The 15,283-nt window shown below is 58.8% G+C and carries 13 protein-coding genes; 7 read left to right on the forward strand and 6 right to left on the reverse strand.

From position 1 onward, the window contains the following. Entirely contained in the window at positions 1-1,668 is a 1,668-nt protein-coding gene (locus J3362_RS13765; RefSeq protein WP_349520402.1) for a long-chain fatty acid--CoA ligase, read from the forward strand. 5 nt (positions 1,669-1,673) lie between these two features. Here J3362_RS13765 and J3362_RS13770 read toward each other — a convergent pair whose 3' ends face one another. Genes J3362_RS13770 through J3362_RS13785 form a run of 4 tightly spaced genes read right to left on the reverse strand, consistent with a single transcriptional unit; the run spans position 1,674 to position 5,297 of the window. Next, complete coding sequence (locus tag J3362_RS13770) at positions 1,674-2,132, reverse strand: MaoC family dehydratase (RefSeq protein ID WP_349520403.1); 459 nt, start codon at positions 2,130-2,132, stop codon at positions 1,674-1,676. Between the two features lie 22 nt (positions 2,133-2,154). Next, complete coding sequence (locus tag J3362_RS13775; RefSeq protein WP_349520404.1) at positions 2,155-2,913, reverse strand: class II aldolase/adducin family protein; 759 nt, start codon at positions 2,911-2,913, stop codon at positions 2,155-2,157. A gap of 40 nt (positions 2,914-2,953) precedes the next feature. Next, positions 2,954-4,090, reverse strand: coding sequence for an acyl-CoA dehydrogenase family protein (locus tag J3362_RS13780; protein ID WP_349520406.1), 1,137 nt, complete (start codon positions 4,088-4,090; stop codon positions 2,954-2,956). 10 nt (positions 4,091-4,100) lie between these two features. Then, positions 4,101-5,297: an acyl-CoA dehydrogenase family protein gene (locus J3362_RS13785; protein WP_349520407.1), complete on the reverse strand. Its 1,197-nt coding sequence runs from the start codon at positions 5,295-5,297 to the stop codon at positions 4,101-4,103. 286 nt (positions 5,298-5,583) lie between these two features. Here J3362_RS13785 and J3362_RS13790 point away from each other — a divergent pair, with 286 nt between their 5' ends. The 4 genes from J3362_RS13790 (at position 5,584) to oadA (ending at position 10,376) form a co-directional block, all read left to right on the forward strand. Then, positions 5,584-5,910: a hypothetical protein gene (locus tag J3362_RS13790; protein WP_349520409.1), complete on the forward strand. Its 327-nt coding sequence runs from the start codon at positions 5,584-5,586 to the stop codon at positions 5,908-5,910. Positions 5,911-5,982: 72 nt separating this feature from the next. Beyond that, positions 5,983-6,582 carry a CBS domain-containing protein gene (locus J3362_RS13795; protein WP_014579051.1) on the forward strand — a complete coding sequence of 200 codons (600 nt, stop codon included), beginning with the start codon at positions 5,983-5,985 and terminating at the stop codon, positions 6,580-6,582. Positions 6,583-7,133: 551 nt separating this feature from the next. Further along, a complete protein-coding gene (locus J3362_RS13800; protein ID WP_349520411.1) occupies positions 7,134-8,555 on the forward strand; it encodes an acetyl-CoA carboxylase biotin carboxylase subunit in 1,422 nt (473 codons plus the stop codon). A gap of 21 nt (positions 8,556-8,576) precedes the next feature. Further along, a complete protein-coding gene (gene oadA / locus J3362_RS13805) occupies positions 8,577-10,376 on the forward strand; it encodes a sodium-extruding oxaloacetate decarboxylase subunit alpha (RefSeq protein WP_349520412.1) in 1,800 nt (599 codons plus the stop codon). Positions 10,377-10,452: 76 nt separating this feature from the next. On the opposite strand, the gene J3362_RS13810 is transcribed toward oadA, so the two are convergent. Beyond that, positions 10,453-11,622, reverse strand: a complete 1,170-nt coding sequence (locus tag J3362_RS13810; RefSeq protein WP_349520413.1) for an acyl-CoA dehydrogenase — start codon at positions 11,620-11,622, stop codon at positions 10,453-10,455. A 192-nt stretch (positions 11,623-11,814) separates the two neighbouring features. Between J3362_RS13810 and J3362_RS13815 the strand changes: the two genes are divergently transcribed. Beyond that, positions 11,815-13,167 (forward strand): hypothetical protein, encoded by a 1,353-nt coding sequence (locus J3362_RS13815; protein ID WP_502882440.1) that lies wholly within the window; start codon positions 11,815-11,817, stop codon positions 13,165-13,167. Positions 13,168-13,191: 24 nt separating this feature from the next. On the opposite strand, the gene J3362_RS13820 is transcribed toward J3362_RS13815, so the two are convergent. Further along, positions 13,192-14,121 carry a 2-hydroxyacid dehydrogenase gene (locus tag J3362_RS13820; protein WP_349520415.1) on the reverse strand — a complete coding sequence of 310 codons (930 nt, stop codon included), beginning with the start codon at positions 14,119-14,121 and terminating at the stop codon, positions 13,192-13,194. A 277-nt stretch (positions 14,122-14,398) separates the two neighbouring features. Between J3362_RS13820 and J3362_RS13825 the strand changes: the two genes are divergently transcribed. Beyond that, the gene (locus tag J3362_RS13825) at positions 14,399-15,223 is read left to right on the forward strand and encodes an IclR family transcriptional regulator (RefSeq protein WP_014579059.1); all 825 of its coding nucleotides are present in this window, start codon (positions 14,399-14,401) and stop codon (positions 15,221-15,223) included. Positions 15,224-15,283: the final 60 nt, after the last annotated feature.

Genomic DNA, 15,283 nt, shown 5'->3' on the forward strand with positions numbered 1-15,283 from the left:
ATGACATTTACCCGCCATTACGCCGTCTGGCCGAGAGAACTGCCGAAAAGCATGGCACTGCCCCGGACCAGCGTGTTTACCAATCTGGAAATTTCTGCACGGCGCTACCCGGATCGACCTGCCATCATTTTTTACGATGCAACGTTGTCCTACAGCCAGCTGTTGCAGGAAGTGGAGACAATGGCCGGATATCTGCAGTCACAGGGTGTGGAAAAAGGTGACCGGGTGCTGCTGTATATGCAGAACTCCCCCCAGTATGTGATTGCCTACTACGCGATTCTGCGTGCCGATGCCGTGGTGATTCCCATCAACCCGATGAATCGGGCGGCTGAACTGGAACACTTCGTTGCCGATACCGGAGCCAATGTCTGCCTGGCCGGTCAGGAGCTGGCCGGCTTTATCGCCCCGTTACTGGAAACCACTGATCTCAGCCAGATCGTGGTGGCTTCCTACAGCACCTACATCGCTCCGGACACCGATCTGGATTTGCCGGCGGAAGTCGCCGCCCCTGCCTGGTCGCAAGAGATGGCCGGTATGGTTAGCTGGGAGCAGGCGCTTTCGGCCGATCTTACACCGTCGGCCCATACTGCCGGCCCGGAAGATCTCGCCGTGATTCCCTACAGCTCCGGCACCACCGGCGCGCCCAAGGGCTGTATGCACACGCACCGCAGCGTGATGGCCACCGCTGTGCACCGGGCGTTCTGGAACCTGAGCACCGCCAACACTGTACAACTGGCCACCTTGCCGTTTTTCCATGTCACTGGCATGACTGGTTCCATGAACAGCCCCATCTACAGTGGCTCCACTACAGTGATCATGACCCGCTGGGACCGGAACACCGCGGCGCGGTTGATCGAGCGGTATAAAGTCACCGGCTGGACCAACATTGTCACCATGGCGGTGGACTTCCTCTCCAACCCCGACATTGGCCGGTACGACCTGTCCAGTCTCACCATCATCGGCGGCGGCGGGGCAGCCATGCCAGAGGCCGTGGCCGCCAAGCTCAAGACCATGACCGGCCTGGATTACATCGAAGGCTACGGTCTTTCAGAAACCATGGCAGCTACCCACATCAATCCCTCGAATCGCCCAAAGCCCCAGTGCCTGGGTATCCCGGTGTTTGACGTGGACAGCCGGATCATTGATGTGGACACCCTGCAGGAAAAAGGCCCCGGCGAGACTGGAGAAATCGTCTCCAATGGGCCTCAGGTCACCATCGGTTACTGGAATCGGCCGTCGGAAACCGACGCCGCATTTGTGGAAATTGATGGCAAGCGGTTTTTCCGCACCGGCGATCTGGGTTACTACGATGAGGAGGGTTATTTCTTCATGGTGGATCGGGTCAAACGGATGATCAACGCCTCGGGCTTCAAGGTCTGGCCATCAGAGGTCGAGGGCCTGATGTATCGCCATCCGGGGATTCATGAAGTCTGTATTATTTCCTCGCCGGATCCCAAGCGCGGTGAGACCGTGAAGGCCTGTATCGTGCTGACCCCTGAAGCGGAGGGCAAGACCTCGGCTGAGGACATCACCACCTGGTGTAAGGAGCAGATGGCGGCCTACAAGATTCCCACCCTGATCGAATTTGTCGACCAGCTGCCCAAGTCACCTACGGGTAAGCTGATGTGGCGAGCGTTACAGGAAGAGGAGTGGGAGGCCAGGTCCTGAGCGGCTCAGCCCCGAACGTACATGGCCAGGTTTTCCACCACGCAGGCGGGCTTGTCCCCGCCTCGGATTTCCACTGTGGTGCGATAGGTGGCCAGCGTCCGCTGGTCATCTACCCTGGATACATCCAGTAATTCCATCTTGCTCCGGATCTGTGCGCCGGACTTTACGGCGGCCGGGAAACGTAGCTTGTTCAAACCGTAATTGATGCTGGCGCTTTTGCCCGTCACGTTGATGACCTGCTGATTCAGCAGTGGAATCAGGGATGCAGTCAGAAACCCGTGGGCAACCGTGCTCTTCCAGGGCGACTCACGCCTCGCCCGATCGACATCCAGATGAATCCACTGGTGATCGCCGGTGGCATCGGCGAAGGCCTGTATCATCTCCTGAGTGACGGTTTTCCAGGGGCTGTAGCCGATCACCGCGTTCTTGTAGCGGTCCAGGTCGTCCAGCTCCACTGTCAGCACGGCTGCGCTCCTGCCAGGAAAATCACACTGCGTAGCCTGGGCTCTTGCTGTCCAGGAGTCGAACCAGCGCTGGCCAGGTGAGGGCGGCGGCGCCGCCGAGTGCCTGTGATTGGTCTGCCGTGGTCCGGATGGCCTGTTCCGATGGCATCCAGGTGGGGCCGCAACTCTGCGCCTTGACCTGGATCTCACAGGCTTTCATCAGGAAGTACAGGTAGGTGAAGGTCTCCGGAACATCCTTGCCCGCAGTCAGGACACCGTGATTGCGCAGCAGCATCATGGACTTGTCGCCCAGATCCCGAATCAGCCGTTCCCGTTCGTCCAGGTTCAGGGCCACGCCTTCATAATCGTGATAGCTCAAATGGTTGAGGCAGAGCATGGCCGTCTGGCTCAGGGGTAGCAGTCCGTCCCGGTGGGCGGACACGGCCACACCATCGGGCGCGTGCAGGTGCATCACCGCGCCAGCGTCTTCCCGGCCCATGTGCACCGCGCTGTGTATGGTAAATCCGGCCGGATTGACGCGGCGAAGGCCGCCGGCCTCCACCACCTGGCCATCCCGGTCCACCTTCACCAGCGACGAGGCGGTGATTTCGTGGAACAGCAGCCCGTAAGGGTTGATCAGGAAGTGATGATCCGGCCCGGGCACCCGGGCTGACAGGTGAGTGAACACCAGATCATCCCAGCCAAAAAGGGCCACCAGCCTATAGGCGGCGGCCAGCTCGGTACGGACCTTCCATTCGGCCTTCTTCAAATCCTGTTCGGTCGACTGTTCGCTTTTTGTCATTGTGGTGTCCCCAATCCCCTGAATAACCGTTGTCTACTGATTACTGCAGCAGGGCGGCGAAGCGCTCCAGATGGAAGTCGTCATCGCCGAGCTGATGATTGATCATCACCAGGCGCTTGGCATAGTGGGCGAAGTTGTATTCCCAGGTCATGCCGATGCCGCCGTGAGACTGGATGCCCTGCTCGGAAATGAACTGGCCGCTGCGGCCGATCACGTTCTTGGCGGCCGCGAGAATCCGGCGGCGCTCGACGCTCTGGGGCTCGTCGGCGACGCTCGCTGCCAGGATGGCCATGGAGCGGGCCTGCTCAAGCTCCGACATCATGTCCACCATTCGATGCTGAAGTACCTGAAATTTGCCGATGGGTACGCCAAACTGCTTGCGCTGCTTCAGGTATTCCAGAGTCAGATCACACGCTACTTCCATTGCGCCTACAGCCTCACCGCACAGAGCGGAAATGGCTCGCCCAGCCTGGTACTCGATAACATCGGCAGCCTTGCCTTCCTCCCCAAGGAGAGCGTCTGAGCCCAGCTTGACGTTATTCAGGAACAGGTCGCAGCCTTTGGAACCATCGATGGTGGGGTAGGCGCGGCGTTCCAGTCCTTCGGCATCGGAACTGATCAGGAACAGGCTGATACCATCGGCATCCTGACTGTTGCCGGAAGTTCGGGCAGAGACGACCAGTACATCGGCACAGTGGCCGCCAATGACCACAGCCTTGCGACCGTTCAGCACGTAGCCGTCCCCGGACTTCTCAGCGTGGGTTTCCACGTTATTGAGGTCGTAGAAGCTCTGGGGCTCCTGAAGGCCCACGGCTGCTCGCATCTCCCCGCTGGCAATGCCCCCAAGCCACTGTTCGTGCTGCTGTTCGTTGCCGGCCTGGCTGATCAGCCCGCCACCGAGGACCACCGATTGCAGGTAGGGCTCAATGCACAGGCCGCGACCCAGCTCGGTCATCACGCTCTGTACTTCAACACCGCTGCCGCCAAAGCCTCCCAGTTCCTCCGGGAAGGGAACGGCGGTGAGGCCCAACTCACCCAGCTGTTTCCAGAAGTCGGCGCTGAAGCCCAGCTCCGATTCGCTGTATTCCAGGCGTTTCTCAAAACTGTATTCACCGCGCACCAGGCGGGCCACGGTGTCCTGCAGCATCTGCTGCTCTTCGTTCAGTCGGAAATCCATGGTCGCCTCCTTAAAGCCCGAGAATCATTTTCGACACGATGTTTTTCTGGATCTCGTTGGATCCGCCGAAAATCGACAGCTTGCGGTTGTTGAAGTACTGGGGAGCCACCGGTGCGGCGTTCTCGTCAGAGAGGAAGTCGCCGGCGTAATCCAGATCCAGTTCCTCTTCCACGAAGGGAATGGCGTAGGGGCCAATCGCCCGGCGGGCCAGATCGTTGATGGTCTGTCGAATTTCGGTACCGCGGACTTTCAGCATAGAGCTTTCCGCTCCCGGCATACCGCCGCCCTCCACGGACGCGATAATGCGCAGGTTGCTGATTGCCGCAGCCATCAGGTCGATCTCAACCCGGGCAATGCGCTGGCCGAACGAGGCATCCTCAATCAACGGCCGACCGTTCTTGATCCGGCGGGTTGCCAACTCCTTCAGGTGCTGCAAGGCCGCTTTGGAGATGCCAATGCCGGCCAGGCCAGTACGCTCATAGGTCAGCAGGTACTTGGCGTAGGTCCAGCCCTTGTCTTCCTCGCCCACCAGGTTCTCCACGGGGACTTTCACGTCCTCGAAGAACACTTCGTTGACTTCGTGTTCGCCATCCAGGGTGATGATCGGGCGTACGGTAATGCCCGGGGTGTCCATGTCCATAAGCAGAAAGGAAATACCCTCTTGGGCCTTCACTTCTGTATTGGTGCGCACCAGACAGAAAATCATGTTGGCGTGCTGGCCCAGGGTGGTCCAGGTCTTTTGGCCATTCACAATGTAGTGGTCACCGTCGCGAACAGCACGGGTCTTGAGCGATGCGAGGTCCGAGCCGGCGCCGGGCTCGGAATAGCCCTGGCACCACCAGTCTTCGCCACTGAGAATGCGTGGCAGGTATCTCTGTTTTTGCTCTTCGTTGCCGAACTTGATAATAACCGGCGCCACCATGTTCACACCGAAAGGCACGGACCGGGGCGCACCGTACCGGGAAGACTCCTCATCCCAGATATGCTTCTGAACCGGGCTCCAGTTCACGCCGCCGTATTCTTCCGGCCAGTGGGTGGCATACCAGCCCTGTTTGCTGAGAATCTTCTGCCAGCGCTGGTGGTCTTCCTTCGATAGCCGGCGGAACCCCTTAACCTTGGCGGCAATATCCCCGGGCAGCTTTTTATCCAGGAACGCGCGGACCTCATCACGGAAGGCGAGCTCCTCGGTGGTGTAATTCAAGTTCATGAATAGCCTCTCTTGCTGGAAAGCGAAAACATATACCGCATAGCAGAATATTCCCATATTCGAAGATAAGACGGGTATATGTCAATAAAAATGCAAAAGTGTGTACCGCTAGGCGAAACTGAGATGAATTAGATTGGAGGAACCTTCAAGCGTTGCCGAAGGAGTTTCTCCCGGAATCTGGCACTACATTGCGCAGTTTTAACCCGGGTTGGAGCTTGCATTGGGCCCAAAAGCCTATATGTTTGTAGAAGGCGAGTCGTTCAGCTAACAACAGCAGACACCGAATATGCCGAGTTGTTCCATCAACAGAAGCACCCTGCAATTCAGCCTCATGGCAGTGCTGATCACAGCCCTGTTTGTGGTTTTTCTCAATGGCTCGTCCCACCCGGCACTGGATCCACAGCTAGACGATCACTTAACGCCCACGCTGATCTCGGTTGACGCTACAGGCGACCCCTCGTCGCCGGATGCGTCCGTTTCGATCACCTCACCCCTTCTGTTCCCCGGGGGGGATTTCCGGGCTGTCTTCTCGGCCAGCCTTGATTTTATTCAGCCACCGCTCCGGCTGCTTAGCTATCCGGTGCTGCCCCAGGGCCCGCCCAGCCTCGTTTAACTCTGACCATTACGGATTTGTCCCTGTATAGACAGGGAACTCCAACCTGAATTCAGATTCACGAGGTTTACCATGAACAGTGTATTCAACGCATTGCCAGTACAGGATCTGGGACGCACCGGCGCGTTACCAACTGCCAAACCCCTGTCGCACATAGGAAGCGAGGATTCGGCAGTCCACCTGCTGACGGATTTCTCCGAGCAGCGACTGTCCGTTTTGAGTTCCGATATGTCTGTTTCGGAGGCGAGGTTGTGGATGAGACTTGCCGATACGTCTTTCAAAGTGGTTGAAAACCAGGCGGGGGATTGTCTGGGCATTCTGGCCATCGAAGATGTGAACGGCGAGAAGGCCATGAGTGTCGCCCATCGACAGGGTGTGCCCCTCAAGGACGTTCGGGTCCGCGATATCATGCGCCCGATAAGTGAGCTGCCGGCTATCCATTATCAGGATTTGCGGGCGGCAACCGTGGGCGACCTGGTCAGCACATTCCGTGAAGTTCATGAAGGCTATCTGCTTGTGCTGGATGACGACCGGCATCAGCCTTCCCGTTCCTATCTCCGGGGACTGGTCTGTGCGGAAGAGCTTCTGCAGCGGCTGGACCTGGCGATCGATCTGGAGCACCGGGCAACCAAGTTTTATGAGATCGTTCACGTGGTGAAAGGCGGCTTCTAGTCTGGCAGTTGTCATCGGCGCTCCCCGGGGCGCCGATGATTCCCGTGGAACCGGAGAAGCATCGAAAAAAACGATGTTTATTACCCAGAAAACCGTATTGAACCGATGCGGTAATCACGTGACACTCTCTACGACTTTAGTCACATCAAAGGACGCCCATGCAGGACGCCCAAAAAAAATGCCGGACGCAGGTGTTAAGCCTCTTCGTGATTCTGGCATTGGGCCTGGTTTCATTGCCTACCCATTCTTCGGACTCTGCGCCAGCCCCTCTGTCCTGCGATTCGGTTTTCTGCCCGTTATTGTCGGATGTGACAAGCGACGGTGGTCAGGAGGGAGGGCTTTCCCATGGCAACCGTATACGGGATTTCAGTCTTCACCCGGCCGGTGTCCTTCCGGGCATCAGGGGCTACTCGGGCGTGGTGCATTGCGCCAGCTTTCCGGTCTTGCCACAGGCGCCACCTGGCATCTGAGCTTTTGCTGACTGAAGGGCGTGCCTGCCCTTCGAACCAACCTTTCGACTCAAACGACTTCCATCACCTGGAGGACTTTCCATGGCTATACGGAAGCTGCTGATCGCCAATCGCGGAGAGATTGCGGTCAGGATTGCCCGGGCCTGCAGCGAACTGGGCATCCGCTCGGTCGCTATTCATTCGGAGGCTGACGAGTACTCCCTGCACGTCAAAAAAGCCGACGAAGCTTATCAAATCAGCAAGGACCCCCTGTCGGGATACCTGAACCCCCATCATATTGTGAATATGGCGGTGGAAACCGGCTGTGATGCACTGCATCCCGGCTATGGTTTTCTGTCGGAGAATGCGGAACTGGCTGCGATTTGTGAGCAGCGAGGCATTACGTTTGTGGGGCCGTCTGCGAATGCTATTTCATCCATGGGCGACAAGACTCAGGCCCGCCAGACGGCCCTTGCCGCGGGCGTCCCGGTAACGCCCGGTTCGGAAGGCAACCTCGCCGATGTCGAGGATGCCGTGGTCCAGGCCGCCGAAATCGGCTACCCGGTGATGCTGAAGGCCACCTCCGGTGGGGGTGGGCGAGGTATTCGCCGGTGCGATAATGAAAAAGAGCTGCGCCAGAACTTCCAGCGGGTAATCTCCGAGGCCACCAAAGCCTTTGGCAGTGCCGAGGTGTTCCTTGAGAAGTGCATCATTGAGCCCCGTCACATCGAGGTCCAGATTCTTGCCGATACCCACGGCAACGTTGTCCATCTGTACGAGCGGGATTGCTCGATCCAGCGCCGAAACCAGAAGCTGATTGAGCTGGCGCCGTCGCCGCAGCTTGAGGAAAGCCAGCGCGAGTACATCGGCGATCTGGCTAAACGGGTGGCGAAGCAGTGTGGTTACGTAAATGCCGGCACCGTCGAGTTCCTGCTGGACCACGATGGCAGCTTTTACTTCATGGAAATGAATACCCGGGTTCAGGTTGAGCACACCATCACCGAGGAGATCACCGGGGTGGATATCATCAAGGCGCAGATACGGATCGCTGCCGGCGAACCACTCGGCCTCAAGCAGGAAGACATTTCCTACCGGGGCTTTGCTGCCCAGTTCCGTATCAACGCCGAAGACCCGAAGAACGGCTTTCTGCCAAGTTTCGGCCGCATCAGCCGCTACTATTCCGCCGGCGGTCCGGGCGTGCGCACCGATGCCAATATGTATACCGGTTACGAGATTCCCCCTTACTACGACTCCATGTGCGCCAAGCTGATTGTCTGGGCCATGGACTGGGACGAGCTGATTGCCCGCTCCCGGCGTGCTCTCGGGGATATGGGCATTTACGGCGTCCAAACCACCATCCCCTATTACAAGCAGATTCTCGAGCACCCGGATTTCCAGGCCGCTGATTTCAATACCGGCTTTGTGGAACGTAACCCCCAATTGCTTGAGTACAGCAGCAAAACCCGCCCGGAATCCATCGCCACAGCCATTGCCGCAGCCATTGCGGCGCAGGCGGGCCTGTAAAAGAACATCGGAGAGATCCCAATGACCAAGCGCAAGATTCATATTACCGACGTTATTCTCAGGGACGCCCACCAGTCTCTGATCGCCACCCGGATGCGCACGGAAGACATGCTTCCGGCCTGCGAGTGGCTGGACCAGGCCGGCTACTGGTCCCTGGAGTGCTGGGGTGGTGCCACGTTTGACGCCTGTGTGCGTTTCCTGAAGGAAGATCCCTGGGAACGCCTGCGGACCCTGAGAAAGGCCCTGCCGAACACCCGCCTGCAGATGTTGCTGCGTGGCCAGAACCTGCTGGGCTATCGCCATTATGGCGATGACGTGGTTGAAGCATTCGTGGCCAAGGCTGCCGAGAATGGCATGGATGTGTTCCGCATTTTTGATGCTCTGAACGATGTGCGTAATCTCGAGACCAGCATCAAGGCGGTCAAGAAGGCCGGCAAGCACGCACAGGGCACCATCTGCTACACCGTGAGCCCGGTGCATGGCACCGATGCCTATCTGGAGCAGGCCAAGGCCATGGCGGACATGGGCGCGGACAGTATCGCGATCAAGGATATGGCAGGGTTGCTGACGCCGGCGGTTACCGCCGAGCTGGTCGGTAAGCTGAAGCAGACCCTCAATCTGCCTGTTTTCCTGCATTCCCACGCCACCTCGGGCATGGCGCCCATGTGCCAGTGGGCGGCCATGGAAGCCGGCGTTGACCATATCGATACCGCGCTGTCGGCCTTTGCCGGCGGCACCAGCCATCCGCCCACGGAATCACTGGTGGCGGCGCTGCACGACGCCGGTCTGGAGACCGGGCTTAACCTGGAGCTGCTGGACAAGGCCACGCGCCATTTCCGGGAAGTGCGCAAAAAGTATCACCAGTTTGAGAGCGCCTATAACGGTGTTGATACCTCGGTGCTCCTGTCCCAGGTGCCCGGTGGCATGATGTCCAACCTGGCCAACCAGTTGAAGGAGCAGGGCGCGCTGGATCGCATCCAGGACGTATTTGAGGAAATTCCCCGAGTTCGCAAGGATCTTGGTTACCCCCCACTGGTAACACCTACCTCCCAGATTGTGGGTACTCAGGCAGTGATCAACGTGCTGGCTGGCAAGCGCTACGAGTCCATCACGAACGAGGTGAAGAAATACCTTCAGGGCTGGTACGGCAAGGCGCCGGCTGCGGTCGATAAATCGCTTCAGCAGCGCGCCGTCGGCAAGGAGGACCTGATTGAAGAACGACCGGCTAACCTGATCCCCCGTGAACTGGACGAGTTGCGCAAACAGGTGGGCGATCTGGCCACCAGCGAAGAGGATGTGCTTACCTACGCCATGTTCCCGGATCAGGCCCAAGCGTATCTTGAGCAGCGGCGTGACGGCACGTTGCAGCCGGAGCCCCTGGAGCCGATTCCCACCGGTGCTTCGGGCGGCTCGGTCTCCAGCAAATTCAAGATCACGGTTCATGGTGAGAGCTACGATATTCACGTCACCGGCGCGAACCCCTCTGGTGAGAACGAGCGTCGTTTCTACATGACCGTCGATGGCGTGCCTGAGGAAATCCATCTGGCTTCCCTGGGAGAGGACGGCGAAGGTGCGCGGTCCAGTGGTGGCCGGGCAACCGCCACCAAGGAAGGTCATGTGACCACCAGCATGCCCGGCAACATCGTGGATGTGCTGGTTAAGGAAGGTGATGAGGTTCAGGCCGGCGATCCGGTGCTGATCATCGAGGCCATGAAGATGGAAACCGAAGTAAAGGCGACCACGGCCGGAAAGGTTTCCGGCGTGTTTATTGCGAAGGGTGATCGGGTGGTGCCCGGAGAAGTTCTGGTCGAGATCGAATAAGTTCTCCAGAGCATGACGCAAAACGGCCCCTTATGATGAGGGGCCGTTTTCGTTTGGGAGGGTTAACCAGGCGAGATCAGCTGAACGCCTGGATGCCCGTCTGGCCTCGGCCCAGAATCAGGGCGTGAACATCGTGGGTGCCCTCATAGGTGTTCACTGCCTCAAGATTCATAACGTGGCGAATCACGTGATACTCGTCAGAAATGCCGTTACCGCCGTGCATGTCGCGGGCAACCCGGGCAATGTCCAGGGCCTTGCCGCAGTTGTTCCGCTTGAGTAGTGAAATGGCATCCGGCGTTACCGTGCCAGCATCCATCATGCGACCCAGCTGCAACACGGATTGCAGGCCAATCGTGATCTCGGTCTGCATATCCACCAGTTTTTTCTGGATCAGCTGGTTGGCGGCCAGGGGCTTGCCGAACTGCTTGCGCTCAAGGGTGTAGTTGCGAGCCGCGTGCCAGCAGAATTCAGCGGCGCCCAAAGAGCCCCAGCTGATGCCGAAGCGGGCTTTGTTGAGGCAGCTGAAGGGACCTTTCAGCCCTTCCACCTCAAGATGGTTTTCTTCCGGAACGAACACTTCATCCATAAAGATGGAACCGGTTTCCGACGCCCGCAGGGAAAATTTGCCGTCAATCTTCGGAGTATCGAGACCCTTGGCGCCCTCGCGCTCAATGACAAAGCCGTTTACCTTGCCATCCAGTTTGGCCCAGATCACGCAAACATCTGCAATGGGGGAGTTGGTGATCCAGGTTTTGGAACCGCTCAGCAGGTAGCCGCCGTCGACTTTCTTGGCCCGGGTTTCCATGCCGCCCGGGTCGGAACCGTGATTGGGTTCGGTCAGGCCGAAGCAACCAACGTATTCGCCGGAGGCCAGCTTGGGCAGGATGCGTTTTTTCATCGCTTCCTTGCCATAGGAATAGATCGGGTACATAACCAGTGACGACTGAACGCTGAGGGCCGAGCGATAGGCCGAGTCCACCCGCTCTACTTCCCGGGCAATCAGGCCGTAGCAGACATGGTTCAGTCCCGGCCCACCGTATTCTTCAGGCAGGGTTGCTCCCAGCATGCCGAGTTCACCCATCTGGTTAAAGATGGTGCGGTCGAACTTTTCGTGCCGGTTGGCCTCGGTGATTCCGGGCATCAGTTGCTCGTCGCAGAAGCTGCGGATGCTGTCACGGACCTGACGCTCGGTTTCGTCCAGTTGGGCATCGAAACCCAGCAGATCATTCCAGGGTGCGGAAGCCATTGTGTAGTCTCCTGAAAGCGAATATCGAAAGCCCGACGCTAGGGGCGAGGGACCAATCTGTGCTATCTTTGTATCAACTGTGTTTCATTAAGCGAAACACAGTTTTGTAATTTGCTCCTGAAAGACTAATCCGGGTGTTATGGAAATGCAAGCAGTGTTCAAGGCTGACCAGGTGGCCCTGTGCTGAACGGCATGCTGCAGTGGTTGGTGTCCCTGGCGGTGGTTACGGAGCTGGTGGCCATCTGTCTCGACAACCGCGAGCTCAGTGCTGTGGCGGGCGTTATGTTTGTCACTGCCTTTCTGGCAGGGGCCGGGCGCCTGCAGGGGTACGCCCGGATGCTCCTGGTTATCGCCCTTTTGGTGCTGGGCGGCCTCGCCTGGCGTGGCTCTCTGGACACCGGGCAGCTGCTGAAGGCGGCGTCTGACGCGGCCTTCTACTCCGCGTTTCTGGGAAGTCTGGGCATGATGCAGTGCCTCGTGCGCCGGTTTGAGGTATTGCGTCGGATTCACGACGTGCTGCTGGGCGGCAGGCCTATTCTGCTCTATCCCAAGTACGCTCTGGTCAGTTGTGGCGTTGCCACGGTTCTGAGCTTTGGCATGATGAACCTGTTGTGCGGAAGCCTTTCTGAAACCCTGCGTGAGCGCGGCATCAGCGGGGAGTCCCGCCTGCAGTGGCTGCGGAGCGTTCTGATCAGTGCCCTCAGGGGCTTTGCCCTGGTGCCGCTGGTAGCGCCCACCAGTGTGGCCGTGGCCATTCTTACCCGCGAATTGCCCCAGTTGAGCTGGTCGCAGCTTTTGCCATTTGGCCTGGTCGCGGCGCTTCTGATGGTGCTGATTGGCTGGGTGCTGGAGCAGCGCCGCTTCCGCAAGGTCAGCAGTGAGCGCATCGCAGTCGAAGGCAGGCTGCCCGGCACCGGGCGCCTGCTCGCGCTGATCCTGCTGGTATTCACGGTGATGGCGGGCCTGGTGGCGACGACCGGTTTCAAGGTGTCGGTGGCTGCCATGTTATCGGTGCCGACCGTGACACTGCTTTACATGCTCTGGCAGGAACGGCGGTTGATGCCGGTTCTGAAGGAAGGTGCCGGCCAGGTATGGGCCATGCAGAATGAAATGGCCATCTTTGCCGCCTCTGCCATCCTCGGTGTTGCGCTTTCTGCGGTCATTCCGGCGGATGCTCTTGCAGGTCTGGTTGCCACCGGTAGCGGCGTTTTCCTGGTAGCGGTGGTTGGCATGCTGATGCTGCCCATGTTCTCCATGATCGGGATCATTCCCATTACGGTCCTGAGTGTCCAGGCCGGCTTGCTGCCACAGCTGGTGGCGGAAGGTATGGATCTGCTGCCGGTTGCCGTGGCTCTGGTGATTGGCTTTTCCCTGGCCATGATGCTGTCGCCCTTTGGCCCCTCGGTCATGCTGCTGTCCCGGTTCGGGCAGATCTCCCGATGGGTTGTGGCGTTTCGGTGGAATGGCCTGTTTGCGCTGATCGCGCTGCCAGTGTTGCTGGTGCTCACGGCGCTCGTGGCCTGGCTGGCACCGGTCCTTAACTGACCGGCGCCGCAGCTATTGACGTGATCAGTAGCCCCGTGCGGTGTCCACGATGCCTGTAATGGCGCGGCCCTCGGCATGATCGCGGATCTTGCCGGTGATCTGCTCGATGGTGGCATCCCGCAGGGTTCGGGCCGAGATGTGCGGGGTAATGGTGATTTCTTTCCGTTGCCAGAACGGGTGTCCCTCCGGCAGGGGCTCTTTCCGGAATACATCAAGGGATGCGCGCAGCAAGGTACCGTCGTCCAGGGCCCGGAGCAGGTCGTCCTCGACCAGATGTTCACCCCGGCCAACGTTGATCAGCACGGCGCCCGGTTGAAGCCGGCTCAGCAATTCATAGTCGATGATGTCTCGGGTGTTGTCGGTCAGTGGCAGGGTGTTGACCAGAACCCGGGTGGCTTTCAGAAAGTCACCGAGCTCGTCCTGGCCGGCATAGGTGCTGACACCTTCCAGGCTATGTTCTCGGCGGGCCCAGCCGCTCACCCGATAGTCCAGATTGGCCAGCGTGCTAGCAACCCGCTTGCCGATATGGCCCAGCCCCATGACACCCACCGGCCACTCGCTGCGTTTGATAGGCCGATGGATTTTCCAGACCCCCTGACGCTGTTGCTCCCGGTAGGTCTCCATCTCGCGGCTGGCTTCCAGTAACTGATGCAGCACGTATTCCGCCATCTGCACCGACATGCCCGCGTCTTCCAGGCGCACGACCGTGAGGTCCTTGGGAAGGTTGGCTACCTTGAGCAGCCCGTCGATTCCAGCGCCGAGGTTGAACACCGCTTTCAGGTGCCTTTCCCGCTCGAACAGGGCTTCGGGCGGTTGCCACACGATGGCGTAATCCGCGTCAACGGCGGGACCGTTCGGATCCCAGACGTAAACCTCGGCTTCCGGCAGCAGTTCTTTGATGGGCACTGTCCAGCGCTCGGGTTTCGGGTCGCCTGCCACAAAAAGAATCTTCATTTCGCCTCCGGGGGGTCGTCACAGTGTTCGATGGCTGCTAGTTTGTTTTGCCATGCAGAACAGCAAATCGGTCAAGTTCGAAAAAGTCGGTATGGAATACCGCCTTGCGATTTCCGATTTGAAACATAAGTAATAAGTGTTTCATATTTGGTACGCATTTTGAAAAGACTTTCTGGTACTTGATTTCTGCAGCGATTAAAATGGCGCATCTTTAGTTATTCACCAAATTAATACACCGGGCACCGGAGCGGGCGACGCGGTTGGAGGACGTCCCATTATGGCAGGAAAAAAGCAGATCTCACCCGAACTGAAAGTGGCATCCACTGACGGTGAGCCCGTGAAGCCGGAGAAAGACCGCAAGTTTGTCGAAGCCCTGTCCCGTGGCCTGGATGTGCTACGGGCGTTCAGCCAGGGTCCTGTCATCCTGGGCAACCAGGACATCGCCCGCATCACCGGGCTGCCCAAGCCGACTGTGTCGCGGATGACCTACACCCTCACCAAGCTGGGTTACCTCAGCTACAACACCCAGCTGGAGAAATACCAGCTCAGTTCCGGGGTGCTGGCACTGGGTTATGCCTATGTGTCTAACCTCAAGGTGCGCCAGCTGGCCAAGCCCTACATGGACGAGTTCGCCCGTCAGACCAACATGTCGGTCGGCCTTACCTGCCGGGACCGGTTGCACATGATTTACGTGGAGAACCGGCTGCCACCGGAAGCCTCCCTGCTGCGCATGGACATCGGCCTGAAACTGCCCATGGCCACCACCTCCGCCGGTCGCGCCTACTACTGCGCCATCAGCGACAAGGCCCGTCTGGTCATTGACGACGCCATGGCCGCCAAATTCGGAGACGACTGGCCCGAGAAGAAGGCCGGCCTCGATCAGGCCATGAAGGATTACAAGGAGCATGGCTTCTGCCTGTCCATCGGAGAGTGGGATCGCAACATCAACTCCGCCGGCGTGCCCATCCACCTGCAGGATGGCACCATCATGGCCCTGACCTGTGCCGCGCCGTCCTACCTGGTGCCCGCTGAAAAGCTTCGGGGCTCCATTGCCCACCAGCTGGCAATGCTGGCGGGCGATATCGAATCGCTGGGTGTTTGAAGCCAACTTCGACAAACTCCAAACCAAAAAACCGCAGAGGAACCCCTGCGGTTTTTTTGT

Source organism: Marinobacter sp. NFXS11, from assembly GCF_040148675.1.
Lineage (GTDB): Bacteria > Pseudomonadota > Gammaproteobacteria > Pseudomonadales > Oleiphilaceae > Marinobacter.